The following is a 25,823-nucleotide window of genomic DNA, read 5'->3' as shown; positions in this document are numbered from 1 at the left end:
ATGGCGTTGGAGGATGCAAAGCACCAGGTGGACACGGCGTTCACACGGGAAAACCTTCGGGGGGCAAGCTTTGAGAATACGTTTGGCGGGGCAAACTCGTTCCTGCGCCGCAAGTATACGAAGGACCTTGAGGGCGTGGATATCGCGGTAACCGGGGTGCCGTTTGATCATTCCGTGACCAACCGCCCCGGTACCCGCCTTGGGCCGCGCGCCATTCGAGAGGCCAGCGCCCTGCAGGCATTCGATCCGCCCTATGGCTGGGATTACGATGCATTGGAGGAACTGCTGATCGTGGACTATGGCGACCTCGCCTTTGACTATGCGCGGGTCAGCGATTTTCCCGAAACGCTCACCAACCATATCCGAGGCATTCTCGAGGGCGGCGCGGCCAGCATCACACTTGGGGGGGATCACTATATCAGCTTTCCGATCCTGAAAGCCTATGCCGAGAAATACGGACCGCTGAGCCTTTTGCAGTTCGATGCCCACACGGACACCTGGCAGGACGATGACATGGATCGCATTGACCATGGCACCATGTTCTACAAGGCGGTGAAGCTTGGGCTGATCGACCCGAAGCGGTCGGTGCAGGTGGGCATTCGCACCCAGAACCCGGACACGCTGGGGATCAACATCATTGACGCGCGTGAAGTGCACGAGACCGGTCCGGTCGCCGTGGCCAAGAAGATCAAGTCGATCCTGGGCGACAACCCGACCTATCTCAGCTTTGACATTGACGGGTTGGATCCGGCCTTTGCGCCCGGCACCGGCACTCCGGTCTGGGGCGGGCTGACCAGTGGTCAGGCGAGCATCATCTTGCGGGATATCGCCGGGATCAATCTTGTGGGAGGCGACATTGTCGAGGTGTCCCCGCCATATGACACGACGGGTGCAACGGCGATTGCCGGGGCGCATGTTGCGACCGAGATGATCTGTTTGTGGGGCTGGACACGGCGCAAGAACCGCAAACCTAACGCCGTGTAAGGCTTGATCCCGCGCCCGGTTCCCGTGCAGTCTGCGCGCATAGATTGAAGGGAAAACGAGGTTTGCGCGCCATGTGGATTGTCTGGATTGTTCTGGGGCTTTTCGTGGCCCTGTTTGCCTATGTGCGGCTGGCCCCGAGTGACCCGGCCCGCTGGCACAGGGTTCCTGAAGTTGTCGGGGACAAGACATTCCGCAACGGGGCGACCCGGATCGTGACCATTGGCAAGGACGGGTTGCGACGTCTCGCTGCGGTGGCCGAGGGCGATCCGCGCACTCATGTTCTGGCCGGATCGGTGGAAGAGGGGATGATGACCTTTGTCACGCGCACCCGCACCGTGGGCTTTCCCGATTACACGACGGTGTTTCAGGATGGTGAGGATCTAAAAATCCTCGCGCGGTCACGCTTTGGGCGGCGTGACATGGGGGTCAATGCCGCGCGGGTTGACCGTTGGATCGAGGCTTTGACCGCCTTTTAGATCGGAACTGACGCAACCGGGCGCAATCTCGCGCCAGATCGGGACGTTCAGCGACATCTGGCATTGCGCCATGAACATGCGCCCGTCGACCTGAAGGCAGATGGTATCCCCGATCTCGACCCGTTGCCCCTTGGAATCGGTACAATAGCAATCGATCGGCACACCATTCATGAACCCGTCCGACAAGGCCGGGGTGGCGACAAGGCAGAGTGCTGCAAGAAGCTTGTTCATGCACCGATGATACACCCTCAACGGCCCTTGACCAAGTCCGCGGATTGTCCCACTTAACCGCATGGTTCCAATAGAGCGTCTTGAACAGATCACCCAGCGTTTCGAGTTTCTCGAGGCGCAGATGGCCGAGGGGGGCAGCGCCGATATCGCGGCGCTGGCCAAAGAGTATTCCGAGCTGAAGCCGGTGGTCCAACAGATCGCTGCCTATCGCCGTTTGCTGAGCGATATCGAAGAGGCCGAAGAGATGTTGGCCGATCCGGATATGAAGGAACTGGCCGAAGAGGAACTTCCCGAGCTGCGCGCGGCGGTGCCGGACGCGGAACATGCGTTGCAGCTGGCGTTGTTGCCCAAGGACGCGGCGGATGCGCGGCCCGCGATCCTTGAAATCCGTCCCGGTACGGGCGGGGACGAAGCGGCATTGTTCGCCGGCGATCTGCTACGCATGTATCAACGCTATGCCGAGGCGAGGGGTTGGAAGCTTGAAATCCTCGAAGAGCAACAGACCGAGCTGGGCGGGATCAAGGAAGTGGTGGCCCACATCAAGGGTGAAAATGTCTTTGCCCGCATGAAGTACGAATCCGGTGTGCACCGGGTCCAGCGTGTGCCGACCACAGAAAGTGGGGGGCGGATTCACACGTCGGCGGCGACGGTGGCGGTGCTGCCCGAGGCCGAGGATGTGGACATCCAGATTGATGCCAATGATCTGCGGATTGATACGATGCGATCTTCGGGCGCGGGTGGCCAGCACGTGAACACCACGGATTCGGCGGTACGGATCACGCATTTGCCGACAGGGATTGTCGTGACCAGCTCGGAGAAATCTCAGCACCGCAACCGCGAGATCGCGATGCAGGTACTCAAAACACGGCTTTATGATCTTGAGCGGCAACGGATCGACAGCGAACGCGCCGCCGATCGCGCGGGACAGGTCGGATCGGGTGACCGTTCCGAACGGATACGGACCTATAACTTTCCACAGGGAAGGATGACGGATCACCGAATCAACCTGACGCTCTACAAGCTGGATCAGGTGATGCAGGGTGATCTGGACGAGATCATCGACGCGCTGACGGCGGATGCGCAGGCAACTGCGCTGGCGGAGATAGACGGGTGACCCTGCGCGAGGCGCTGGCGGCCAGTATCGCCCGGCTGAAGGCGGCTGGGATCGAGGGCGCGGCACGCGATGCGCGGGCGCTGGTGGCCGAGGCAGCCGGGATCAAGCCGAGCATGGTAACGTTGGAAGCGGATATGGTCCTGGCCGACCCTGATGCGCTTGAGGCTTTGGTGGCGCGACGCGTTGTGGGAGAGCCTGTTTCCAAGATCATCGGGCGCCGGCAATTCTGGGGGCGGGATTTCGTGGTGACGCGGGATACGCTGGACCCACGCCCCGAGACAGAATGCCTGATCGCGGCGGCGCTGGACCTTGGTCCGGTGGCGCGCTTTGCCGATCTGGGGACCGGGACCGGGATCATCGCGATCTCTCTTTTAGCCGAGTGGCCAGAGGCAACGGCATTGGCAACAGATGTCAGTGGGCCTGCGATTGCGATTGCGGAGTTGAACGCCATTGGACAGGACGTGCGCAAGCGTCTTGAATTCTATCGTGTCCGTAAGGCGGGGGAGTGGCTGCCGGACGGGATCGGGATGTTTGACATGATCTTGTCGAATCCACCCTATATCTCGGTCCAGGAAATGACCGAGTTGTCACGCGAGGTACATGACCACGATCCGCACGAGGCGCTTACTCCGGGCGGCGACGGGCTAATGCCCTATCGGGAGATTGCCGCCCGCGCCGGGGCGCATCTGAACGCGAGTGGACATGTGCTTGTAGAGATCGGATGGCGGCAGGGGGGCGACGTTGGGGCAATTTTCAAAGCCGCAGGATGGCGGGATGTGCGCGTTTTTCCTGACCTTGACGGGCGGGATCGCGTGGTTTCGGCAAGGAAACGCTGAGGAACTTGCGATATTTTTGCAATATGGCGCCAAGAAGGACGAAATGGACTTGTGCCGGGTGGCAGGGGCGATTAGTCAGAAGGTGTCCTTTTGGTGGATGCCCTTGTTGGCGGTCCCATGGGACGCCAAGCCAGAAATTGTCGCAACCAGATTGAGCACACGAGGTGCAAGACAGGGTTAGCGACTGCAATTGACCAAGGCTGGATTGCAAGGATTATGAGATCTTCCAAGTCACGTTCGCGGAACAAGTCGAATCGTAACCGCCCCTCGGGCAACATTGTGAACCGCGTGTTCGACAGCTCGGGCCCCGAGGGCAAGGTGCGCGGCACGCCGCAGCAGATCATCGACAAGTACAACCAGTTGGCGCGGGACGCGCAGCTGGGCAATGACCGGGTTGCCACGGAAAACTTCCAGCAGCATGCCGAGCACTATCAGCGCATGCTGAATGAAGCGCAGCGCGAGCAGGAGGCCCGCCGCGAGGAACAGGACCGCCAGAACCGGGAACGCCAGGCAGAGCGGGATCGCGAACGTCGCGAGCGCATGGAGCGTCAGGAACGTGAATCCAACGGCGCGGATGCGCCGCAGCAGGATGACGTGATCGACCCGTCGGAAGCGGATCAGCCTGACCTCTTGGTGGATGCCCCCGAAGCCGAACTGGTGGAAACACCCGAGAGCAAGGTCGAGGAAAAGCCGAAAGCGCCGCGCAAAACCACAACGCGCAAGCGGACATCTACTCCGCGCAAGAAGAAGACCGAGGATGCTCCGGCGGAGCCGGTTGCGGCTGCGCCGGAGGATAATGCCGCCGAATAAGAGTGGTGCTCATGATTTGAAAAAGGCCCGTTCCGGTTGGAACGGGCCTTTTTGTTTCAGGCGTCAAGTTCCCGGGCCAGCGCACAAAACTGTTCGAGACTGACCTGTTCGGCGCGCTCGGTAGGTTTGATCCCGGCGGCAATCAGGCGGTCCTCGATGTCAGGCGCCTGTCCCTTAAGCGCGGCGCGCAGCATCTTGCGGCGCTGATTGAAGGCGGCAGCAACGACGCGGGACAGGGTGGGTGCCCGGGCCGGAAAGCGGGGTTCGGGCAGGGCCTTGAGATGCACCACCGCTGAGCTGACCTTGGGCGGCGGGGTGAAGGCACCGGGAGGAAGGGACATGACGATCCGGGCCTCGGCGCGCCACTGGGCGAGGATGGCGAGACGGCCATAGGCCTTGCTTCCCGGTTGGGCGACAATGCGCTCGGCTACTTCGCGTTGGAACATCAGGGTCAGGCTTTGCCAGAAGGGGGGCCATTCGGGCGGTGTGAGCCAACGCACCAGAAGCTCGGTGCCGACATTGTAGGGCAGGTTGGCCGCGACGTGGATGGGTGGGGTCAGGTGGCTTAGCGGGTCGACTTCGAGCGCGTCGCCATTGATCACTTCGAGCCGTCCGGGATAGGCGTCGGCAATCTCGGCCAGCGCGGGCATGCAGCGGCTGTCTTTTTCGATGGCGAGCACCCGGCGTGCGCCTTCGGCCAGAAGCCCGCGCGTGAGACCACCGGGACCGGGGCCGATTTCGAGCACGTCCGCCTCGCTCAGATCTCCGGCCTGTCGCGCAATCTTGGCGGTCAGGTTGAGGTCAAGAAGGAAGTTCTGCCCCAGAGACTTGCGGGCCGAAAGACCATGCGTTGCGATCACATCGCGCAGCGGGGGAAGGGAGTCGATGGCGCTCATGGAACGGGCCTCTGGCATGCTTGGGTTGGGCGGTTTTCGCATAGCGTTCGCCAGCATACAACGGGCAAGCGCGGATGGGCTATTCCTGATACCACCAGAAAGCAGGCATCCACTCGGCCCCGTCGCCATAGATCGGCAGCGTGTCGGGGTAGCGTAGTTCCTTGCGATGGGCAATGCGCCCGACGGCATAGGTCCAGATCGGGATCACATGGCGCCCGGCTGTCAGAACACGGTCCAGCGCGCGGGTGGCGGCGGTGAATTCTTCCTGAGTTTCGGCGGTGAGCATCGTGTCGATCAGCCCGTCCACTACCGGGGATTTGAGTCCCATCAGATTGCGGGACCCCGGTTGATCGGCGGCGTCGCTGCCCCAGTAGAGATGTTGTTCATTGCCGGGGCTGAGTGACAATGCCCGGCGGAAATCGGTGAGGTCGAAATCGAAACTGCTCACCCGTTGGGTATATTGGGCGTTGTCCGTAAGCGTCACGGTCACCTTGATGCCAAGGCGTTCGAGCGATTTTCGGTAGATGTCGATGATCGCCTTGTCCTGCGTGTCGCTCTGGCGGAGCAGGATGTTGAGGGTCAAAACTTCGCCGTCGGCGTTTTGCAGTTGCCCGTCCACCACGTCCCAGCCTGCATCGTTTAGAAGTTTCATGGCGCGGCGCAGGTTCTTGCGGTTGCGCGCCGAGCCGTCCGACGCGGGTAGGGTGTAACCCGAAAGTGTATCGGGGGGCAGATCATCCGCGAAAGGTGCCAGCATTTCCGCAACCCGACCCGTCGCGGCGCCGGGCTGCATGGCAAGTTGCGAGCCCGAAAAGTAAGACGTGATCCGGGGTTGGCGTGCCCCGGTGAGCGTGTCGTTGATGAATTCGAAGTTGAAGGCGTGAATCAGCGCGTCACGGACACGGATGTCATCAAATGGCGCGCGCCGGGCGTTCATCACGAAGCCGGTCATACCCGAGGGTTTCTGGTGCGGGATTTCGGTTTTCACGACGTTGCCCGACAAAGCGCCGGGAAAGCCGTAACGATTGGCCCAGGATTCGGCGTTGAACTCGCGCATGTAGGACAGGGCACCTGCCTTGAAGGCTTCGAAAAGCACGTCGCCATCGCCGTAGAAGTCGATGCGGATCTCGTCGAAATTGTGCGTGCCGCGGCGCAAGGGCAGATCCCGGCCCCAGTAGGCCGGATCGCGAGTCAGGGTGACGTGGCGACCCGCCTCGAAATCGGAAACGACGTAGGGGCCGGTGCCGATCGGAATGTCATTCAGGGTGGCGGCGGTGAAATCCCTGTCCGCCCATTGCGCCTTTTGCAGGATCGGGCGCATGCCTGCGATCAGGGCAAGTTCGCGGTTGTCGGTGTTGAAGGTAAGGCGCACGCTGTGCGGACCCGTCGCCTCAATCCGGTCGACCTGGGACCAGAAGCTGAGATAGCGGGGGTGGCCCAGGGTGCCCAAGGTCTCATAGGACCAGATCACGTCTTCCACTGTGACCGGGCTGCCATCGGAAAAGCGGGCTTCGGGGCGCAGGGTGAACTCGACCCATGAGCGGTCAGGCGCAGTTTCCACAGTTTCGGCCAGAAGGCCGTAGAGGGCAAATGGTTCGTCCCAATTGCGCCCCATCAGCGACTCGTAGGAAAAGAATCGGAGCTGCCAGGGGGAGGTGCCTTTGCGCAGGAACGGGTTGAGCGAATCGAATCCCCCGGTGTTTCCGGTCACGATTCGTCCGCCCTTGGGCGCGTCGGGGTTGGCATGGGGCAGTGCGGCAAACTCCGGCGGTAACGCGGGATCGCCGTACATTGCGATTCCATGGGCGGGTTCGCCCAAAGCCGGTGCAGCCAAGAAAACAACGGCTAAAGCTGCGCGGATGGCCCCTTGGAGGGGGAAACATACTGATGTCATTGCCCGAACAATCCTGCTTTGGCCTTGTTTTATTGCCCCCAGAAGTAACCGGGGATTCGTGGGTTATCAAACTTTTAGCTTGGAGGTCGGCACCGGATTGCTTATAAAGGAGTCACTGCTCGATAGGTTTCTTGCCTGTATGAAACCTGCCTCAATAACTTTACGCCCGCCTTGTGCGGGCGTTTTTTTGGCCGCCCCCGAGGTTCCGTAAGACTACGTATTGCAGCGCTTTCCTCTTATTTTGCTGGTGCAGCATTGCTATGGTGCGCCAAATCATTTGAGGAAGGATGAGGCATGACGCTTTCTGGAAAAACGGCAATCATCACCGGGTCGAACTCGGGAATCGGTTTGGGAATCGCCCGCGAGATCGCCAAGGCCGGGGCCAACGTGGTGTTGAACTCGTTCACGGACCGCGAAGAGGATCACGCGCTGGCCGCCGGGATCGCGCAGGAGTTCGGTGTCGAGGCGCGCTATATCAAGGCGGACATGTCCAAGGGCGCGGATTGCCGGGATTTGATCGAACAGGCGGGCGGCTGCGATATCCTCGTGAACAACGCCGGGATTCAGCACGTTGCACCGATCGACGAATTTCCGGTGGACAAGTGGGACGCGATCATCGCGATCAACATGAATTCGGCCTTTCACACCATCGCTGCCGCGCTCCCTCATATGCGAAAGCGGGGCTGGGGGCGCGTGGTGAATATCGCCAGCGCACATGGTTTGACCGCGTCGCCTTTCAAGGCTGCTTATGTCGCCGCAAAGCACGGGGTTGTGGGTATGACCAAAACCGTAGCGCTGGAGACGGCGGAAGAGCCGATCACCTGTAACGCGATCTGTCCCGGCTATGTTCTGACGCCATTGGTGGAGGCTCAGATCCCGGACACGATGGAGAAATACAATATGGGCCGTGAAGAGGTGATCAAGAAGGTCATGCTGGAGCGCCAGCCCAGCCGGGAGTTTGCCACGGTGGAGCAATTGGGCGGCACCACGGTGTTCCTGTGTTCGGACGCGGCGGCACAGATCACCGGGACGACAATCTCGGTGGATGGCGGCTGGACCGCGCTTTAAAGGCGCACGTCGGCGAAGGGGCGACGTGGGGGCCAGCCCCCACACCCCCGGAATATTTCTGGCAAAAGGAAGAATTGGGGGCAGGGCTTGGCCGAAAAGAAGCGGATCAACCTGGCACTTCAGGGTGGGGGCGCGCATGGCGCTTTTACCTGGGGGGTGCTGGACGTGCTGTTGCAGGATCCGGGGATCGAGATCGCGGCCATTTCGGGGACCTCAGCCGGGGCGATGAACGGGGCGGCGCTCAAGGCAGGATTACTGGAAGGCGGGCCGGAGGCGGCGAGGGCCAACCTGGAGTGGCTCTGGGGGCAACTTGGCGCGGTAACGGCGCCGGGGGCCGAGGCGTGGTTGCGGGCCATTGGGCCGGGGCCGGGGGCGGTCAGTCGGGCGCTTGAAAGCAGTTGGCCTTTCATGATGGCGGACCTGATGCAGCGCATGATGACGCCCTATGTCTACGGGCCGTTTTATGCGCATCCGCTGCGGCGTGTGGCGGAGCAGTTTCACTATGACAGGGTGTGCGACCTTCATGGGCCGCAGCTTTTCATATGCGCCACAAATGTGCGCAGCGGCAAGGCGCGGGTGTTTTCGGGGGAAGAAATCAGCACGGACGTTCTTTTGGCGTCGGCCTGTCTGCCGACCCTGTTCCAGGCCGTGGAGATCGACGATCCAAAAACGGGGCGCCGTGAGGCGTTCTGGGACGGGGGCTATACGGGAAACCCGGCCTTGTGGCCCTTTTTTCGCCCCGAGTTGCCAGAAGATGTGGTGATCGTGAATATCAACCCGCTTGAGCGGGAGACCTTGCCGGTGACGCCTCAGCAGATCGCCAACCGGGTCAACGAGATCAGTTTCAACGCGTCCTTGATGAGCGAGTTGCGCGCCATCGGGTTTGTTCAGCGCCTGATTGCCGAAGGGCGGTTGTCGCGTGATGAAAAGCGGGATGTGAAGGTGCACATGATCGCCGATGACGGATTGATGAACGACTTGTCGGTCGCCACCAAAACCACGCCGGTGCCTTATGTATTGGCTGAATTGAAAGTCGCGGGACAGAACGCCGCGCGCGCTTTTCTCAAAGCGCGTCGCGCGGACCTCAATCTTCGGGGCACAGTCGATCTTGCCGGGATGGTGGGCTGATCAGCTTTCGACCGGCTTTGTCGGATCCTTGGGGTTGGGATAAACCAGCCCCGCCGAGATCACGAGCTTGGCCGCGTCTTCGACGGACATGTCGAGTTCGATCACGTCGTCCTTGGGAAAGAACAGCAGAAAGCCCGAGGTCGGGTTCGGCGTAGTGGGGACAAAGACACTCATCAGCGCGCTGGATGTGGCAGCGGTTTCTGCCACCTCGCCTTTGGCATTCGTCGAGATAAAGCCAATCGCCCAGATGCCACGGCGTGGGTATTCGATCAGGCAGGCTTTTTCGAAGCTGCGCTCGGTTTGGGCAAAGACGGTTTCGGCGATCTGCTTGGCGCCGGAATAGATCGAGCGCACCACGGGCATGCGATTGACCAGACCCTCGGCCCACAGGATCAGCGAGCGGCCAATCAGCCCTTTGGCCACCCAGCCGACAATAATCGTGAACACGAGGAAGATGATTACGCCGACACCGCGCAGGTTGATGCCGATGTACTTCTCGGGCTGGATCGTGTCGGGCACCAACGGCAGGACAAAACCGTCGACCCACCCCATGAGCGTCCAGATCAGCCAGATCGTCAGGCCGATGGGCAGGATCACGACGATCCCGGTCAGAAAGCTCGACCTGAGCCCGCCGAAGAAACCGGAGCGGTGCTTGGGAGGGGGTTGGTCGTCAAAGGGTGTGGTCATGGGCGGGTTCCCGGTAAGGCCTGTTTCTAGTTAGGGCTTTCGCGGGGCGTGTTCAACGGGATTGCGCATCCTTCAGCCGCGTGATTTCAGCGCGCTGATTTCACGAGCGATTTCGGCAGCGAGGCGGGCGTTGTTGCGCACCAGCGCGATATTAGCCGTGAGCGATCGTCCTTCGGTGAGCTCGAAGATGCGCTGAAGCAAATAGGGCGTCACGCCCTTGCCGGAGATGCCGTGTTCAACCGCGTCGGCGGTTGCGCGGGCGATAATCGGGGCGATGGTCTGTTTTGGAATCTCGTCGTCTGCGGGGATCGGGTTGGCAACCAGCTGGCCGCCCTGAAGACCGAGCCTGGCGCGCATCACATGCGCTTTGGCGATGCGGGTTGGGGTGTCCATCCGCAGGGGCGCGGTGAGATCGGATCGGGCCGACCAGAAGGCGGGAAAGCTGTCCTGTTGGTAGGCGATGACCGGCACGCCGTTGGTTTCAAGCACCTCAAGTGTTTTCGGTACATCGAGAATGGCCTTAGCGCCCGCGGCGACAACCGTCACAGGGGTTTGGGCCAATTCGGTGAGATCGGCGGAGATGTCAAAGCTGGTTTCCGCGCCCTTGTGCACACCACCGATGCCGCCAGTGGCAAAAACTTCTATCCCGGCCAAATGGGCGGCGATCATGGTTGCGGCAACCGTGGTGGCGCCATTGCGCCCCTGCGCCATGCAAACGGCGAGGTCGGCGCGCGACAGCTTGGCGACGTTTTCGGCCTTGGCCAACTGGTCAAGTTGGGTGTCGGTCAGGCCGATATGCAACGTCCCGTCCAAAACTGCGATGGTCGCCGGGACAGCGCCCTTGTCGCGGATGTCGGCTTCGACCTGACGGGCGACCTGGACGTTTTGCGGGAACGGCATGCCGTGGGTGATGATCGTGCTTTCCAACGCGACGATGGGGGTGCCATCGGCCTGAGCGGCGGCAACTTCTGGCGAAAGAGTGAAGAGGCTCATGTGGCGTGTTCTCCGGAAACATAGGCGGCGGCGGCTTGCAGGGCGCGTGAAAGGGCTTCGTCGCGCGCGCATCCGGCAGCTTCTGCGGCGATGTGGGCCGCCATGAACGTATCCCCGGCGCCGGTCACGCGGGTGACCAGAACAGAGGGAGGGGTTTGAGTGAGTACGCCATCCGTGGTGGCATCAGAAGCCGAATTCCCGCCATCGGTCACGAGGGCGCGCCGGGCACCACGTGCGACCAGAGCCTGAGCGGCGTCACGCGAAGATGTGAATTCGGTCTGGCACAAGAGCCCGGCCTCTTCGAGATTGACATAAAGCACCGCGCGGGCGTGGGTGAGGAAGGGGAGCAGACGCTCGGCCTTGCCCGGCGAAGCAGGGGCGACGCGCAGGTCGGCGTTGTCAAACAGGGGGGAGCGCGCGATCTGATCCAGAAGGCGTTGGGTCAGGTTGCCGTCCAGCGCAATGAAACCGGTATAGGGGCGGTCCTCGTCGCCCAACATGCCGTTTTGCATTGGACGCAGGATCTTGTCGCCGGCGGCTTCGAGTGAATGGGCATCAGCGATGGCCGCGATCAGCCCGTTGGCGCCTTCAACGGCCATGTATTTGTCGGTGGGCAGATCGTCGGAGCGATAGACGTGATCCGTGATCATACCCATCGCCTCACAGGCGCGCATCAGTTCATGGCCCTCGTCATCCTGTCCGATCGCGGTCAGGAGCGCGGGGCACAGGCCGAACCGGGCCAATGTCATGGCGATGTTCATGGCCACGCCGCCCGGCAGGCGCGTGATACGTCCCGGCACGTCGGAACCTTGCCGCATATGGCTGGGGGAGCGTCCGATCACGTCCCAGAGGACGGAACCGATGCACAGGATATCGGGATCATGAGTCATGGGATTGGTTATGATCGTAAATCGCGAGGCGACGCAAGGCGGGAGATGCGTCAACCGTCAGGGCGTGAGAATGTCATGCTGGTCCAAAGGGTTTCCCAGACGATGCTTGTGTCCTTGGTGCGCTCCGGCTCTGGGGGGCGCAGGATTACTGCGTTGAGCAAGTAGTCATGTCCCGGTTTCAACGGAACCTCAACGAATCCGGCGGCATCGGTGCGTAGGTGGTGGGTGGTGACCGTGTCGTCCGGGGTGCGTTCAAAGATGTCGACCTGTGTGTCGGCGCGCGGGACATCGCGATAGATCAGCCGTACGGGCAGGGTGGCGGCCTTTGTATCGGTGTAGGGGTTGGCAAGGGCGACCAGTTCAAACTCCATCCCCTTGTGGCTGTCCGCGCCCGCGCCGCTGCCGATCGCGACGAGGGATTTGACGAGCCGGGTGTAGCCTTCCTTGAACGGCGGGGCGGGCAGGGCGCGTGCATCATGGAGAGTGCGGGCATCGCCAAGGCCCTTTTCGGCAACGAAGGCGGCGAAGGTGTCCCAATCTCGATAGGTTACAACGCTTTGCGTGGTTTCGTGAAGAATGACCATCAGGCCGGGTTCGGATGTGGGCAGGGACAGCGCCGGAACATCGCCCGCGCGTCCGGTGTTTTGTGAAATGTCGCCATTCAGATGGCGTTCGGAGCGCAGCACGCGGCTGTCGAACCACGCAAACTCCGTGCCCTGAAAATTCTGTCCATTCTTGAGATCGGCAGAGAAAGTGACGCCGGGATCCACTTGAAAGAGATGCGGTTCGATCCAAAACTCGTGGCAGAGAGCGGGGCCGCTTGCTAGGAAGGCGGTGCAACAGGCGACGAACAGGCGGGGCAGGAGCATGAGAAAACCACTTGGTTGGACCGGGGTGAGGCTGCCTGTCGTGCTGACTTTGTCAAGTCTGGTTTGGCTTTGGGCGCAGCTTGCCAATGCCCATGAAGTTCTTCCGACCATCGCAGATTTGCAGGTTGCGGATGGTCAGGCGCAGCTGAGCCTGCGTATGAACGCCGAGGCATTTGTGGCCGGCCTCAATCTGGATGAGATCACCGATACGGACGAAGTGGCCAGGGGCAATGATTACGACGCGCTGCGCGCGCTATCGGTTGCCGACTTCGAGGCGCGTTTGCGCACGGCCTTGCCGGATGTGCTGAAGGGGGTGACCCTTCGGCCTGGCGACGTGTCGGGGGTCTGGGAGGTTGTAGAAGTACGGGTGGCACCGTTGGCGGATCTCGAACTGCCGCGTGCGACCGTCGTGACACTGCGCACGGATATTCCTTTGGGGGCGCAGCAGGTGACGCTGGTCTGGCCCGAGGGGCATGGTGCGTTGGTGTTGCGGCAGGTCGGAGTAGAAGACCCCTATACCGGCTTTTTGAACGGGGGGGAGACCAGCCCGCCGATCGCGGTACTGGGGGGCGATGCCTTGTCGGGTTGGCAAAGCTTTGTTGCCTATGTGCCAGTGGGGTTCGATCATATCCTGCCCAAGGGGTTGGACCATATCCTGTTCGTATTGGGGCTGTTCTTCCTGTCGTTGCATCTGCGTCCACTGATCTGGCAGATCAGCGCCTTCACGCTCGCCCACACGGTGACGCTTGCGGCGGGCGCGCTTGGCTGGGTCAATGTGCCCGGCGCCATCGTCGAACCGCTGATCGCGGCCTCGATCAACTTTGTAGCTATTGAAAACATCCTGAGCCGCGGACTCAGCCCGTGGCGGCCGGTGGTTGTTTTTGGCTTTGGCCTGCTGCACGGGCTTGGGTTCGCCTCTGTGCTGGAAGAATTCGGGTTGCCCGAAGACACCTTCATCCCGGCCTTGTTGGGTTTCAACGTTGGTGTCGAGCTTGGGCAGTTGACCGTGATCGCGCTGGCCTTCTGCGCAGTCGGTTTCTGGTTCGGGAAAATGCCATGGTACCGGACACGGATTGCCGTGCCCGCCTCGGCGGTGATTGCGCTTATTGGCGCGTGGTGGTTCGTGGAGCGTGTGTTTCTCTGAGGTGTCAGAACGCGGCCCGGAGAGCGCCGAGTGCGGCCACCGGATCGTCATGGCGCCAGATTTCCTCGCCGATGCCGAAAAATTCGGTGACGGAGGACATGCGGGCAATGATGTCGGCGTCCAGCGCGCCTTCGGCGACGACGGGCACTTCGATCATCTGGGACCACCACTCGAACAGTTCGTGTTCGGCGCGGGTGCCATCCCCCAGCGGCGTTGCGCCAACGGGACCAAAGCTGATGTAGTCGCAGCCCAGCTCGCCGGCGGTCATGCCGTCATGGCGCGACGCGCCGCAGAAGGCGCCGACGATTGCGTCATCACCCAGATCCTTGCGGGTCTTACGCACTGAGCGCGATCCGTCAGTGAGGTGCACCCCGTCGAGACCCAGCCGTTCGGATAGCAGCACATGTTCGGAGATTACGATGGCCACGTCGCGGGCATGGGTCACTTCGCGCAGCGCATCCGCCGCGCGTGAGAGGCGGTCTTCGTCACGGGTGGCAAGCGCAAGGCGCACACAGGCGATCTCGGTCGAGTCGAGCACCCGCGCCAGCGCGTCGGGAAAACGGCTGAGTTCGATCTCGGGCGGGGTGATGAGATAGATCTGGGGCAGCTCGGTATCGGCCATCTTCGGGCTCCTTGAAAGGTCTTCGCGCCGCTATAGCGCGGATTCGCGGGCTTGGCTACTTGGCTGGCAGGCTGGTCACGAAATTCAGCGCCAAGGCCATGACTTGCCCGCGCCGTGTGTCGTCGGCCATCAGGTCTTCATCCACATCGACCATCCCGCCCATCGGGCGCCCGGTGAAGGCCATGGGGCTTGCCCCCTCGATGGCGAGTGCGGCGGCATGGTTGTCTTTGCCCACCCGAAACATGCCGCCCCCCATGTGCACACCACAGAGCATGTTGCCACTCAGCATGAAGCAGAGCCCGCCGAACATTTTCTTTTCGGTCACGTTTTCGCTCTCGGCGAGGTCGTCGCGCAGGATGCTGGCAAGTCCTTCATCATAGGCCATTGGTTGTGTCTCCCTTTTGCGCCAGTGATTTTATGCCTCCGGCGGGCGTATTTGTAGCAAAATGAAGGAGGGGCGGGTTGTTTGTGGCGCGGACGGGCGGTATCAGCGGCCAGATTTTCGTGGAGAATGACATGCCGAGCGACACATCTCAGCCCGCCTTTGTTCTTGTGCGTCCACAGATGGGGGAAAACATCGGTGGGGCGGCCCGTGCCATGTTGAATTTCGGGCTCGACCGGATGCGTGTGGTCGCGCCGCGCGATGGCTGGCCAAACGAACGGGCCGTGGCCATGGCCAGCGGCGCGGGGCGCCTACTGGACGAGGCGATGTTGTGTGACACGACCGAGGAAGCGCTGCGTGACTGCCATTTTGTCTTTGCCACCACCGCGCGGGCGCGCGGGCTGACCAAGCCGGTGGTGACACCGGAACGCGCGATGCAGATGGCGTCGGAAAAGATTGCCGCCGGAGAGAAGGTCGCCGTGCTGTTCGGGCCGGAGCGGGCCGGGTTGGAAAACGAGGATATTGCGCGGGCAAGCGCGATCATCAACGTACCGGTGAACCCCGAATATGCGTCGTTGAACCTTGCGCAATGCGTGTTGCTGACCGCCTATGAGTGGCGCCGGGCCAGTGCCGAGATCGTGGCCGAACGGGTGGATATGGCCAAGACCGATTGGGCCAATGGGGCCGAGATGGAAGCCTTGCAGAGCCATTACGAAGATCGCCTGGAAGAGGCCGGGTTCTTTTTCCCACCCGAGAAGGCGGAAGGCATGAAGATCAACCTGCGCAACATGTGGAGCCGGATGCCGCTCACGCGGGCCGATGTGCAGATGTTGCATGGTGTCATGCGGCAGATGGTGCGTTGGAAAGACCGCGCGGATTAAACGCGTACGGGGTGGTTGAAGGCGCGCCGGGGCGTGCCTAGTGTCGCTATCAAGTTCCGGGGAGATACCATGAGCCAGAAACGCAGTATTTTCGAAGAGGTCGACAGCGAGGCGCCTAAGGAGGCCCCGAAGGCTGTTGGGGTGATCGACAAGGGCGCGCGTGGTGCGCGGCGTGGGATCCGGCTTTGGTTGATGGCGTTGTTTGCGCTGGTGGTGATCATGATCGCTGTGGGTGGGCTGACCCGTCTGACCGAGAGCGGCTTGTCCATCACCGAATGGCGCCCTGTGACCGGAGCCATTCCGCCGATGAGCGCAGCGGATTGGCTGTTGGAATTTGACAAGTACAAGCAGATCGACCAATGGCGGATCGAGAACCAGTGGATGACACTGGCCGATTTCAAGACGATCTACTGGTGGGAATGGGGCCATCGTCAGCTGGGCCGGGTGATCGGCCTTGTCTGGGCGTTGGGGTTCCTTGGGTTTCTTGTCGCGCGCCAGATCCCGACGGGTTGGACCGGCCGGCTGTTCCTGATCGGGGCCCTTGGCGGCGTTCAGGGCGCGGTGGGCTGGTGGATGGTCGCATCAGGGGTAACCTCGGGAGAGGGGGTGACGACGGTTGCGAGTTATCGTCTGGCGACACATCTCGGGCTGGCATTCGTGATCCTCGGGTTTATTGGCTGGTACATCCTTTTGCTGGGACGGAGCGAACGGGATCTGATGCAGGCGCGACGCGGCAAGGAAGACAAGTTGTTTTCCATGTCTACGGGGCTATTGCACATGGGATTCATCCAGATTCTATTGGGCGCATTGGTGGCCGGGATTGATGCGGGGCGGTCCTATACGGACTGGCCGCTGATGGGCGGGCAGATATTTCCGCCGGATGCCTTCATGATCGAGCCGGTTTGGCGCAACTTCTTTGAAAATCCGGGGTTGGTGCAGTTCATTCACCGGATCTGGGGTTATCTCTTTGTGATCTTTGCGGTTGTTGTCTGGCGGCGGAGCCGGGCGTCGGCCCACGTGGGTACCCAGTTCGCGTTCAATACGCTGTTGGCCGGGGTTGCGCTGCAACTCGTGATCGGGATCGCCACGGTGATCTATGCAGCCCCCGTCGAGATTGCCATCGTGCACCAGGTGATGGCAGTTCTGGTCTGGACCCTGATCCTCAAGGCGCGGTTCCTGGCGCATTACCCGGTTGCGACCTCCATTCGAAAAGGATGATCCATGTCTGCCTATGATGAGTTGATGGCCTTCCAGCATCAGACCGAAGCGCTGGCGCAAGTGGCCGGGCGACTGGGCTGGGACCAGGAAACCATGATGCCCCGCGGGGCTTCCGAGCAGCGCGCCGAGGAGATGGCGGCGATGGAAGCGGTTCTGCATTCACGCCGGATGGACCCGAAAGTTGCAGATTGGCTGGCGGCGATTGATGACGCCGCGCTGGACGTGGTTGGACAGGCGCAGATGCGCCATATCCGCAAGAGCTATGCCCGGACACGCAAGGTGCCCGGTGATCTGGCTGCCGAAATCGCCAAGGTGACAAGCCGGGCGCAGGGCCAATGGGCGCAGGCGCGGGCTGACGAAGATGTTGCCGCCTTTCTGCCGGTTCTGGACGAGGTGGTCCGTCTCAAGCGGCTGGAGGGGCATTCGCTGGCGGATGGTGGTGATGTCTATGACGCCATGATCGACGATTACGAACCGGATATGACCGCGGTCGAGCTGGGCGCAATGTTTGATGCGATGCGGCCCCGGCTGGTGGCTTTGCGCGCAGCGGTTCTTGCCGCCGAAGCGCCCAGGGCACTTGAGGGTCATTTCCCGGCAGACAAGCAGATGAAGCTGACCCGGCAGCTGGCGCGCGCGTTTGGATATGACATGAGCCATGGGCGCGTGGACAAGGCGGTGCATCCGTTCTCGTCCGGCTCCGGGTTGGATGTGCGGATCACCACGCGGACCAATGAGCTCGACCCGTTCAACTGTTTCTATTCGACGATCCATGAAGTCGGTCACGGGGCCTATGAGCAGGGGATCGACCGGGCTTATCTGCTCACGCCGCTGGGGCAGGGCGTGTCGATGGGTGTGCACGAGAGCCAGAGCCGGATTTACGAAAATCAGCTGGGCCGCAGCCGCGCCTTTACCGGGTGGCTTTTCGGGCAGATGCGCGATGTCTTTGGCGAATTCGGCATCCCGGATGCAGAGGCATTTTACGGTACGGTGAACCGGGTCCACGACGGCTATATCCGGACCGAAGCGGACGAGGTGCAATACAACCTGCACATCATGTTGCGTTTCGATCTTGAGCGGGCGCTGATGGCAGGGGATCTGTCGGTGGATGATCTGGAAGCCGCCTGGAACGATCGGTTCGCAGCGGATTTCGGCTATGCGGTGGACAAGCCCAGCAACGGCGTGTTGCAGGACGTTCATTGGTCGGTCGGGTTGTTTGGCTATTTCCCGACCTATTCGCTGGGCAATGTCTATGCGGGTTGTCTGCACGAGACGTTGCGCCGGGCGGTGCCGGACCTGGATGCGCAATTGGCAACGGGAGATACGTCGGCGGCGACAGGTTGGCTTCGGGAAAACCTGCAACGGCATGGCGGATTGCGGACACCGCGCGAGACGATTGAACATGCGAGCGGGATCGTGCCTTCGCCTGAGCCGTTGCTAAGCTATCTGGAAGAGAAGTTCAGCGGGATCTACGGGCTGTAGCGGGATCTCATTGTGCGCTCTTGAGGGCGCGCAGTTTGGGCGCCTACGGCGCGGGGGCGCTGCCCCGTCGCGCGCGCGGCGCGCGACTCCCCGGGATATATTTGGCAAAAGGAAAAACGGGTCTGCTAAGGTTGTCTTGGGAGGAGACCTCATGCAGCTGATCAGTCTGGAGAACCCGGTTTTTGTGACTTATGCAATCGCCTCTGCGCTCATGGTGCTGAAGATCATGGGACAGGGGTGGATGACGGTCTACCGGATGTTGAAAAGTGATTCCGGATTGGCGAGCCCGGAGGATTTGCGTCCAACCCTCCTGAACAGGTCGCCGCGCCCTGAGCAGTTGGAGGTCAACGACTACGTGGATCGCTCGCGCCGGATGCATCGCAACGATCTTGAAAACATACCCGGTTTCTGGATGGCGGGGTTTCTGTTTGTCATGGTGTCGCCGCCTCTGTGGCTGGCGCAGGTCTTGATGTACGGGTTCGTTGCAGCGCGGGCCGTGCATGCAGTGGGCTATGCCACCCGCCAGAACCACGAGTTCCGCGCGACTTTCTACACGATCGGGTCGCTGATCGTGATTTTCATGGCGCTCTATGTGCTGGGCGTCGTGATTTTCTGAGCCTTTAGCGGGCGATGCAGATCATCGCCTTGCCGTCCGCGCGGGTCACAGTCAGCGAGCCGTCAGGATTTTGTTCGACAATGCGTTCCGCACCATAACCGTCCGAGCTGAGGCGGCCGTTGGAGGTGATCTCGTATTCGGCTTCCACGGTCTTTCCACGAACAACCGCCGTGTAGCCCACGGTGGTGGCATCAGGTGAAATTTCCGAGACATGCCATTCCAGCGGGATTTCCCCCTGAACACAGTCGTAGCTCCGGCCGCTGATCGTGGTCAGCAGTTCCGCGCCTGAAACTTCGTCGGCCATCACGGGAAAGGCACAGAAGCTCGCGCCGGCGAGGGCAAGGGAAAGGAGGCTGTGTTTCATGCGAGATCTCCAAAGAAAACAGGGGGCTGTGAATGCCCCCGTCTTGTCAGCTTTCGTTTGACCCGTCGCCTTGACTTTCGTCATCTTCGGATTGTTCCGCGATCCATGCGACCGACACGACTTCTTCGCCCTTACCGGTGTTGAACACCTTGACGCCCCCGGCGCTGCGCGAGCGGAAGGAAATGCCATCAACGGGCACCCGGATCGACTGGCCCTTGGAGGTCGCGAGCATGATCTGGTCGCCCATTTCCACGGGGAAGGAGGCGACGAGTTCGCCACCGCGCATGGCCTTGTCCATGGCGGCCACACCCTGGCCACCCCTTCCGCGCACGGGGTAGTCGTGGCTGGAGCTGAGCTTGCCCGCGCCACCGGAGGTGATCGTGAGGATCAGGTTCTCAGCGGCGGACATCTCGGCATAGTCGAATTCCACGGATCCGTCAGCGATGGCCTCCTCTTCGTCCACACCTTCGGCATCGTCCGTCAGACCCGCCATGGCGCGGCGCATCTTGAGATAGGCGGTGCGTTGCTCGGGTGTGTATTTCGAATGACGTATGATCGACATGGAGACGACCTCATCGTCGCCCGCCAGCTTGATGCCGCGCACCCCAACAGAAGCGCGGCTGTTGAAAACGCGCACCTCGGTCGTCGGGAAGCGGATCGCGCGCCCCGAGTTGGTCACGAGCATGACATCGTCGTCTTCCGAACAGATGCGCGCATTGATCAGCTTGGTGGCTTCGTGTTCGCCCTCGAACTTCATCGCGATCTTGCCGTTCGACTTCACATTTGTGAAATCTGACAGGCGATTACGGCGCACAGTTCCAGCGGATGTTGCAAAGACGATCTGAAGGTTTGTCCATTCGTCTTCGGGGACGTCGACCGGCATGATCGCCGCCACGGACACTCCCTGCGGGATCGGCAGGATGTTGACGATGGCTTTGCCCTTGGAGGTGCGTCCGCCCTGCGGCAGGCGCCATGTCTTGAGCTTGTAAGCCATGCCGTCGGTCGTGAAGAACAGGAGCTGCGTGTGGGTATTGGCCACGAAGAGGGTCGTGACGACGTCCTCTTCCTTGGTCGCCATGCCCGACAGCCCCTTTCCGCCGCGTTTCTGAGCACGGAAATCGGCCAGCGGCGTGCGTTTGATATAGCCACCCGAGGTCACGGTCACGACCATGTCCTCGCGCTCGATCAAGTCCTCGTCTTCCATGTCGCCGGACCAGTCGACGATCTCGGTGCGGCGCGGCACGGCGAACTGGTCGCGCACTTCGCGCAGTTCGTCGGCAATCAGGCCCATGATGCGTTCGCGCGACCCGAGAATTTCGAGGTATTCCTTGATCTTGCCTGCCAGGTCCTCGAGCTCGTCGGTGACTTCCTTGACCCCAAGTTGGGTCAGGCGCTGAAGGCGCAGTTCCAGAATGGCGCGGGCCTGTGTTTCAGACAGGTTGTACGTACCATCGTCGTTCACTGGGTGCAGCGGATCATCAATCAGCTTGAGATATGGCACGATGTCGCCAGCTGGCCAGCGACGTTCCATCAGGCGCCGGCGCGCCTCGGCGGCGTCGGCAGACGACCGGATCGTGGCCACAACTTCGTCCACGTTCGACACGGCGACGGCCAGACCACAGAGGATATGGCTGCGTTCACGGGCCTTGCGCAGGTCATGCGCGGTCCGGCGCGCGACCACTTCTTCCCGGAAATCAATAAATGAGGTCAGGAACCGGCGGAGCGTCAGCTGTTCAGGCCGCCCGCCATTCAATGCCAGCATGTTACAGCCGAAATGGGTTTGCATCGGCGTGAAGCGGAACAGTTGGTTCAGCACCACCTCGGCGGTCGCATCGCGCTTCAGCTCGACCACAACGCGCACGCCATGACGGTCGGATTCGTCCTGAACATGGGCAATGCCTTCGATCCGCTTGTCGCGCGCGGCTTCGGCGATTTTTTCAATCATCGAAGCCTTGTTCACCTGGTAAGGGATCTCGTCGATGACAATCGCGTAGCGGTCCTTGCGAATTTCCTCCACGCGGGTTTTCGAACGGATAATCACGCTGCCACGGCCTTCAAGATAGGCTTTGCGCGCGCCCGAACGACCCAGAAGAATCCCGCCGGTCGGGAAGTCGGGGCCCGGAACAAACTGGATCAGTTGCTCGCTGGTCAGGTCGGGATCGTCGATCAGGGCAAGCGTTGCATCGACTACTTCGCCAAGGTTGTGCGGCGGAATGTTGGTTGCCATGCCGACGGCAATGCCCCCTGCGCCGTTGACCAGCATGTTGGGAAAACGCGCCGGCAGCACGGTTGGCTCGCGGTCCTTGCCGTCATAGTTGTCTTGAAAATCGACGGTTTCTTTCTCGATGTCGGCCAGCATGAACGCTGCCGGTTTGTCCATGCGGACCTCGGTATAACGCATGGCTGCCGGGTTATCGCCATCCATCGAGCCAAAGTTGCCCTGACCATCCAGAAGCGGCAGGGACATGGAGAAGTCCTGTGCCATGCGCACAAGCGCGTCATAGATCGCGCTGTCGCCATGCGGGTGGTATTTACCCATGACGTCACCAACCGGGCGCGCCGACTTGCGGTAAGGCTTGTCGTGCGCGTTGTTGGTTTCGTGCATCGCGTACAGAATACGCCGGTGCACGGGTTTCAGCCCGTCGCGCAGATCGGGGATCGCGCGGCTTACGATCACGCTCATGGCGTAGTCGAGATAGGACGCGCGCATTTCCTCTTCGATCGTGACCGTCGGGCCGTCGTGCACCATCCGCTCGTGAACTGGATTTTCGTCTTCGTTTTCAGGGGTTTCCGGCGTGTCGCTCAAGTCCTGTGCTCGCTTCTTTGTGGCGGTCCATATGTTGTTGGGAAAACTATATCAGAGGCAGGATATGGGGTGCAATGGCACAAGTCCGAGAGTATTAGCACCGGTCGATGAATAGTGCTAATAGTCTGTTTTTATTGAAAATTAAATCTTGTCGCGCCATCCTATGTGTACGAGCAAAAGGAGGCGCACAGAATGGAGATGTCCGAAACGGAAATGATGCTCAAAGGATATGGGCTGACTACGGCAGAGTTCTTTTATCATATGCCGGACCACATTCATGTTCTCAACAGCTATATCTGGCAGGAGTACGATCTTGCGCCGGACCATCCCAAGTTGTTTGAATTCATCGAATTCTGGCAGCGCGAGCTGGAAGGTCCACTGCATTCCGTCAGGTTCACACACCGCAAGTTGGTGGCTGTCGGAGAATGGCGCAATGTGGTGGGTGAATTTCGAATACACTGACGCGCCGCTTTTCAGAAACCGCTTCCTATGCTCTGATGTTTGCGGAGATGGAGTGGATGAAATAAATGTGGAAAAGACTTCTAGGTTGCGCCCTCGCGGTTGGTCTGTGCGGGCCCGGTCAGGCGGAAACCGCGTGGCAGAAGATCAAGAAGGGTGCCAAGGAAACCGGTGAGGCCATCGGCAAGGGCGCCGAAGCGGTGGGGAACACTGTCAGCGATGGCGCGGACGCCGTTGGGAAGACGCTCGATTCGACAGGGGAGCTGATTTCGAACGAGGAAACGCCCGAAGCCACCCGTGCACGGCTGGATGCGTCTTCCGAAAGCATCATGGCGCGGTTGCTGACCGAGAATGCCAAGGCCAGGGCGCTTTACGACCAAAGTGCCGGTTACGCGGTGTTCGATTCCCGACGTGTCACCGTGTTTCCCGTAACAGCCGGGTACGGGCGGGGCGTTGCCGTAACCCTACCCAAGGGCGAACGCACCTACATGAACATGAGCAGCGGCGGTGTGGGCGCGGCGATCGGGATCGGCGGATTCGTCAACCAGTTCGTGATCCTGTTCGAAACCCCGGCGGATTTCGAGGATTTCGTGGTCAACGGACTGGATGCCAGCGCCGGGGGAGAAACCATGTCCGGTGAAGACCGCAGCGATGGAAACATGCGTTTTGTTGACGGGCGATCGTTCTTTTTTCCCAGCAAGAAGGGGTGGCGCGTAGGGGCCACCGCCGAGGGGACGAAATATTGGCGCTCGCCTGAGCTTAACTGACTCGTGACGTGGCGTAGCGGCGGGAACACGCGTTTGGGAGGCGGGTGCGGACGGCCTATGCTGTGACGACCAGCAACAGGGGAGCGCGCCGCATGAAACGCATTCTGATAGACCAGGCCGAGATCAAGACCACGACCATGGATGAAGTGGGCCAGACGCCATTGGAAAACGGGCAGGCGCGTTTGGCCCTGCGGCGGTTTGCGCTGACGGCGAATAACGTGACATATGCGGCGACTGGCTTTGTGATCGGTTATTGGAAGTTCTTCCCAAGCGGAGTTGCGGGCAAAGGGCTGGTGCCGGTTTGGGGCTTCGCCGAAGTGGTGGAAAGCCGAACGGATACAGTGGCCGTGGGCGAACGTCTCTACGGATTTTTTCCGATGGCCGAGGAGTTGGTGATCTCGCCCGAGGCGGTTGGGGAGGCAGTGATTGTGGATGCAGCCACGCATCGCGCAAACCTGCCACCGGTCTATAACCGATATGTGCGCAGCCGGGAAAAATCTGCGCGGGACGAGGGGCTTCAGGCGCTGTTGCAACCCTTGCTGGCAACCTCTTACCTGCTTTGCGACTGGTTGGAGGACAATGCATTTTTTAATTCGGAACAGGTTGTTATCGGAAGTGCTTCATCCAAGACAGGGCTGGGTCTGTGCAAGTTTCTGGCCGAGTTGACGCCACCCCCGGTAAAGATCGTCGGGCTGACATCGGCGAGTAACAAGGCTTTTGTCGAGGGGTTGGGCGCCTGTGACACAGTGCTGAGCTATGACGACATTGAACAGCTAGAACAGGTTCCGTCCGTTTATGTGGACATGGCCGGAAATGCTGCGGTCAAGACGCGTCTTCACACGCATCTGGACAAGGACTTGCGCCATTCCAGTGCTGTCGGGACCAGCCACTGGGACCAGTTCCAGCCGAAACAGGCGCTTGCTGGCCCAAAACCGGAGTTCTTTTTTGCCCCGTCTCAGATTGAAAAACGCCGAGCCGATTGGGGGCCGGGCGTTATCGAAGGCCGTATTTCTGAAGCCTGGAAACGCATTGCCGAGGATGCCAGTTCCTGGCTGGACCTGCGCGATCACTCAGGGTTGAACGCTGCGGCGGAAGTGTACGACGCCCTGGCCCGCGGTAAGGCCAATCCGCGTGACGGGCATGTCATCAGGCTTTGAGCCGGTTGTCAGGCTGAACAGGAGGCCCCACCCAGTACGCAGAACTTGGCGCAATGCGGGTGGTTGAGCTGCACCGGGCGCTCGGCGTCTTCAAGAGTAGCCCCAAGGTCGAATTGCGGATCGTAGGGCAACAGCGTGCAAGCAATCACCGAGGGTCCGTCCGCGCCCTTGTGGCGTACAACCATGCGCGAAGATGCGCACATCACGTCCTCTGGTGACTTGTTGAGAATCCCCCAACAAGCCGTTGTGATTTCAGGAACTTCCACGGTTTCGTCCATCTCCGGAAACAGCACGGTCGTGGCCGGGTTGTTGGCGTCGATCTCGTATTTTTGCTCGGCATAGAGACGTGCATAGCCCTCTCGCGCTGCGCCATCGTCTTCCCCCCAGACTGTGCGTCCGGCGACAGTCATGCGGAACCCGTTGTCGCGTAGCCAGTTCATGCCCTCGATCGTGCGCGCGAAACTGCCTGCGCCGCGTTCCTTGTCATGCAGCTCTTCCGTCCAGTGATCAACGGAGACACGCAAAGTGAGCTTGTCCGCGAACGTGTCCCGCAATTCCAGAAGCCCGGCCCTGACCCGTTTGCGCATCATGGGCTGCATGGCATTGGTCAGGACCAGAACGTCATATCCCCGCTCAAGCGCGCGGCGCGTCATCTCGATCATTTCGGGATTCATAAAGGGTTCGCCGCCAGTAAACCCGATCTCGCGCACGTTCCAGCCGCGATGTTCGAGCTGATCAAGATAATCGGTCACCTCTTCGGCTGTCAGGTACACAAGCGCGTCATTCGTGGGAGAACTCAGAATATAGCAGTTCTCACATTCGATATTGCACAAGGTCCCGGTGTTAAACCAAAGCGTTTCCGGGTTGGACAGCGCAACCTGCGCACGGGTATCACCATTCGCCGTTACGAAGGGATCCAGGAATTTTGCGGTATTCGCCTGATCTTTCACGGGTTTGTCTTTCCACTGCGTTATGGTTTCCTATCCAATTCGCTGCAGCAGGAAAACTGCTTTGACGGAGCCTGACAGAGTTGTGATGCGCGGTTGCGATGA

The 25,823-nt window shown here is 60.8% G+C and carries 27 protein-coding genes; 15 read left to right on the top strand and 12 right to left on the bottom strand.

Annotation, left to right across the window (positions count from 1 at the left end):
* Together speB and ACS3QZ_RS04945 are read left to right on the top strand one after the other, a co-directional pair.
* Positions 1 to 984, top strand: a complete 984-nt coding sequence (gene speB / locus ACS3QZ_RS04950; RefSeq protein ID WP_456036832.1) for an agmatinase — start codon at positions 1 to 3, stop codon at positions 982 to 984.
* A 71-nt stretch (positions 985 to 1,055) separates the two neighbouring features.
* Positions 1,056 to 1,460, top strand: coding sequence for a DUF1499 domain-containing protein (locus tag ACS3QZ_RS04945; protein ID WP_456036831.1), 405 nt, complete (start codon positions 1,056 to 1,058; stop codon positions 1,458 to 1,460).
* On the opposite strand, the gene ACS3QZ_RS04940 is transcribed toward ACS3QZ_RS04945, so the two are convergent.
* Positions 1,383 to 1,691, bottom strand: a complete 309-nt coding sequence (locus ACS3QZ_RS04940; protein ID WP_456036830.1) for a hypothetical protein — start codon at positions 1,689 to 1,691, stop codon at positions 1,383 to 1,385. The two genes, ACS3QZ_RS04945 and ACS3QZ_RS04940, sit on opposite strands and share 78 nt — an antisense overlap.
* Positions 1,692 to 1,752: 61 nt before the next feature.
* On the opposite strand from ACS3QZ_RS04940, the gene prfA reads away from it, so the two are divergent.
* The 3 genes from prfA (at position 1,753) to ACS3QZ_RS04925 (ending at position 4,451) form a co-directional block, all read left to right on the top strand.
* On the top strand, positions 1,753 to 2,805 hold the full coding sequence (gene prfA, locus ACS3QZ_RS04935; RefSeq protein ID WP_456036829.1) for a peptide chain release factor 1: 1,053 nt from the start codon (positions 1,753 to 1,755) through the stop codon (positions 2,803 to 2,805).
* A complete protein-coding gene (gene prmC / locus ACS3QZ_RS04930) occupies positions 2,802 to 3,641 on the top strand; it encodes a peptide chain release factor N(5)-glutamine methyltransferase (protein WP_456036828.1) in 840 nt (279 codons plus the stop codon). The genes prfA and prmC overlap by 4 nt, the downstream gene beginning before the upstream one ends.
* Positions 3,642 to 3,857: 216 nt before the next feature.
* Positions 3,858 to 4,451 (top strand): DUF4167 domain-containing protein, encoded by a 594-nt coding sequence (locus ACS3QZ_RS04925; protein WP_456036827.1) that lies wholly within the window; start codon positions 3,858 to 3,860, stop codon positions 4,449 to 4,451.
* Positions 4,452 to 4,507: 56 nt separating this feature from the next.
* Here ACS3QZ_RS04925 and rsmA read toward each other — a convergent pair whose 3' ends face one another.
* Both rsmA and ACS3QZ_RS04915 read right to left on the bottom strand, forming a co-directional pair.
* Entirely contained in the window at positions 4,508 to 5,347 is an 840-nt protein-coding gene (gene rsmA / locus ACS3QZ_RS04920) for a 16S rRNA (adenine(1518)-N(6)/adenine(1519)-N(6))-dimethyltransferase RsmA (protein ID WP_456036826.1), read from the bottom strand.
* 79 nt (positions 5,348 to 5,426) lie between these two features.
* Positions 5,427 to 7,139 carry an extracellular solute-binding protein gene (locus ACS3QZ_RS04915; protein WP_456036825.1) on the bottom strand — a complete coding sequence of 571 codons (1,713 nt, stop codon included), beginning with the start codon at positions 7,137 to 7,139 and terminating at the stop codon, positions 5,427 to 5,429.
* 396 nt (positions 7,140 to 7,535) lie between these two features.
* On the opposite strand from ACS3QZ_RS04915, the gene ACS3QZ_RS04910 reads away from it, so the two are divergent.
* A complete protein-coding gene (locus tag ACS3QZ_RS04910; protein ID WP_456036824.1) occupies positions 7,536 to 8,309 on the top strand; it encodes a 3-hydroxybutyrate dehydrogenase in 774 nt (257 codons plus the stop codon).
* Positions 8,310 to 8,396: 87 nt separating this feature from the next.
* Positions 8,397 to 9,437 (top strand): patatin-like phospholipase family protein, encoded by a 1,041-nt coding sequence (locus ACS3QZ_RS04905; protein WP_456036823.1) that lies wholly within the window; start codon positions 8,397 to 8,399, stop codon positions 9,435 to 9,437.
* Here the strand turns inward: ACS3QZ_RS04905 and ACS3QZ_RS04900 are convergent, their stop codons facing one another.
* The 4 genes from ACS3QZ_RS04900 to ACS3QZ_RS04885 form a co-directional block, all read right to left on the bottom strand.
* Positions 9,438 to 10,124 (bottom strand): DUF502 domain-containing protein, encoded by a 687-nt coding sequence (locus ACS3QZ_RS04900; RefSeq protein WP_456036822.1) that lies wholly within the window; start codon positions 10,122 to 10,124, stop codon positions 9,438 to 9,440.
* Between the two features lie 72 nt (positions 10,125 to 10,196).
* The gene (locus ACS3QZ_RS04895) at positions 10,197 to 11,117 is read right to left on the bottom strand and encodes a pseudouridine-5'-phosphate glycosidase (RefSeq protein WP_456036821.1); all 921 of its coding nucleotides are present in this window, start codon (positions 11,115 to 11,117) and stop codon (positions 10,197 to 10,199) included.
* Entirely contained in the window at positions 11,114 to 12,007 is an 894-nt protein-coding gene (locus ACS3QZ_RS04890) for a PfkB family carbohydrate kinase (protein ID WP_456036820.1), read from the bottom strand. The genes ACS3QZ_RS04895 and ACS3QZ_RS04890 overlap by 4 nt, the downstream gene beginning before the upstream one ends.
* Positions 12,008 to 12,057: 50 nt before the next feature.
* Positions 12,058 to 12,876 carry a DUF4198 domain-containing protein gene (locus ACS3QZ_RS04885; RefSeq protein WP_456036819.1) on the bottom strand — a complete coding sequence of 273 codons (819 nt, stop codon included), beginning with the start codon at positions 12,874 to 12,876 and terminating at the stop codon, positions 12,058 to 12,060.
* On the opposite strand from ACS3QZ_RS04885, the gene ACS3QZ_RS04880 reads away from it, so the two are divergent.
* On the top strand, positions 12,875 to 14,020 hold the full coding sequence (locus tag ACS3QZ_RS04880) for a HupE/UreJ family protein (protein ID WP_456036818.1): 1,146 nt from the start codon (positions 12,875 to 12,877) through the stop codon (positions 14,018 to 14,020). The genes ACS3QZ_RS04885 and ACS3QZ_RS04880 overlap by 2 nt on opposite strands.
* A 4-nt stretch (positions 14,021 to 14,024) precedes the next feature.
* Here ACS3QZ_RS04880 and ACS3QZ_RS04875 read toward each other — a convergent pair whose 3' ends face one another.
* Together ACS3QZ_RS04875 and ACS3QZ_RS04870 are read right to left on the bottom strand one after the other, a co-directional pair.
* Complete coding sequence (locus ACS3QZ_RS04875; protein WP_456036817.1) at positions 14,025 to 14,642, bottom strand: thiamine phosphate synthase; 618 nt, start codon at positions 14,640 to 14,642, stop codon at positions 14,025 to 14,027.
* Positions 14,643 to 14,697: 55 nt separating this feature from the next.
* Positions 14,698 to 15,027, bottom strand: a complete 330-nt coding sequence (locus ACS3QZ_RS04870; RefSeq protein WP_456036816.1) for a TfoX/Sxy family protein — start codon at positions 15,025 to 15,027, stop codon at positions 14,698 to 14,700.
* A 131-nt stretch (positions 15,028 to 15,158) separates the two neighbouring features.
* Between ACS3QZ_RS04870 and ACS3QZ_RS04865 the strand changes: the two genes are divergently transcribed.
* The 4 genes from ACS3QZ_RS04865 to ACS3QZ_RS04850 all read left to right on the top strand — a co-directional run bounded on the left by ACS3QZ_RS04865 (position 15,159) and on the right by ACS3QZ_RS04850 (position 19,218).
* Positions 15,159 to 15,905 carry an RNA methyltransferase gene (locus ACS3QZ_RS04865; RefSeq protein WP_456036815.1) on the top strand — a complete coding sequence of 249 codons (747 nt, stop codon included), beginning with the start codon at positions 15,159 to 15,161 and terminating at the stop codon, positions 15,903 to 15,905.
* A 69-nt stretch (positions 15,906 to 15,974) separates the two neighbouring features.
* Positions 15,975 to 17,123, top strand: coding sequence for a heme A synthase (gene ctaA, locus ACS3QZ_RS04860; RefSeq protein ID WP_456036814.1), 1,149 nt, complete (start codon positions 15,975 to 15,977; stop codon positions 17,121 to 17,123).
* A 3-nt stretch (positions 17,124 to 17,126) separates the two neighbouring features.
* A complete protein-coding gene (locus ACS3QZ_RS04855; protein WP_456036813.1) occupies positions 17,127 to 18,602 on the top strand; it encodes a carboxypeptidase M32 in 1,476 nt (491 codons plus the stop codon).
* A gap of 151 nt (positions 18,603 to 18,753) precedes the next feature.
* The gene (locus ACS3QZ_RS04850; protein WP_456036812.1) at positions 18,754 to 19,218 is read left to right on the top strand and encodes an MAPEG family protein; all 465 of its coding nucleotides are present in this window, start codon (positions 18,754 to 18,756) and stop codon (positions 19,216 to 19,218) included.
* A 4-nt stretch (positions 19,219 to 19,222) separates the two neighbouring features.
* Here the strand turns inward: ACS3QZ_RS04850 and ACS3QZ_RS04845 are convergent, their stop codons facing one another.
* Together ACS3QZ_RS04845 and gyrA are read right to left on the bottom strand one after the other, a co-directional pair.
* On the bottom strand, positions 19,223 to 19,582 hold the full coding sequence (locus tag ACS3QZ_RS04845) for a hypothetical protein (protein WP_456036811.1): 360 nt from the start codon (positions 19,580 to 19,582) through the stop codon (positions 19,223 to 19,225).
* A 46-nt stretch (positions 19,583 to 19,628) separates the two neighbouring features.
* Entirely contained in the window at positions 19,629 to 22,388 is a 2,760-nt protein-coding gene (gyrA, locus tag ACS3QZ_RS04840; RefSeq protein ID WP_456036810.1) for a DNA gyrase subunit A, read from the bottom strand.
* Positions 22,389 to 22,580: 192 nt separating this feature from the next.
* On the opposite strand from gyrA, the gene ACS3QZ_RS04835 reads away from it, so the two are divergent.
* The 3 genes from ACS3QZ_RS04835 (at position 22,581) to ACS3QZ_RS04825 (ending at position 24,771) form a co-directional block, all read left to right on the top strand.
* Positions 22,581 to 22,850, top strand: coding sequence for an usg protein (locus tag ACS3QZ_RS04835; protein WP_456036809.1), 270 nt, complete (start codon positions 22,581 to 22,583; stop codon positions 22,848 to 22,850).
* Positions 22,851 to 22,915: 65 nt separating this feature from the next.
* The gene (locus tag ACS3QZ_RS04830; RefSeq protein WP_456036808.1) at positions 22,916 to 23,614 is read left to right on the top strand and encodes a lipid-binding SYLF domain-containing protein; all 699 of its coding nucleotides are present in this window, start codon (positions 22,916 to 22,918) and stop codon (positions 23,612 to 23,614) included.
* Between the two features lie 92 nt (positions 23,615 to 23,706).
* Positions 23,707 to 24,771 carry a DUF2855 family protein gene (locus tag ACS3QZ_RS04825; protein ID WP_456036807.1) on the top strand — a complete coding sequence of 355 codons (1,065 nt, stop codon included), beginning with the start codon at positions 23,707 to 23,709 and terminating at the stop codon, positions 24,769 to 24,771.
* An 8-nt stretch (positions 24,772 to 24,779) separates the two neighbouring features.
* Here ACS3QZ_RS04825 and ACS3QZ_RS04820 read toward each other — a convergent pair whose 3' ends face one another.
* Positions 24,780 to 25,721 carry a radical SAM protein gene (locus ACS3QZ_RS04820; RefSeq protein ID WP_456036806.1) on the bottom strand — a complete coding sequence of 314 codons (942 nt, stop codon included), beginning with the start codon at positions 25,719 to 25,721 and terminating at the stop codon, positions 24,780 to 24,782.
* Positions 25,722 to 25,823: the final 102 nt, after the last annotated feature.

Source organism: Shimia sp. W99, from assembly GCF_053851455.3.
The sequence above is the reverse complement of the archived record's forward strand: the minus strand, read 5'-3'. Positions and strand labels throughout refer to the sequence as shown.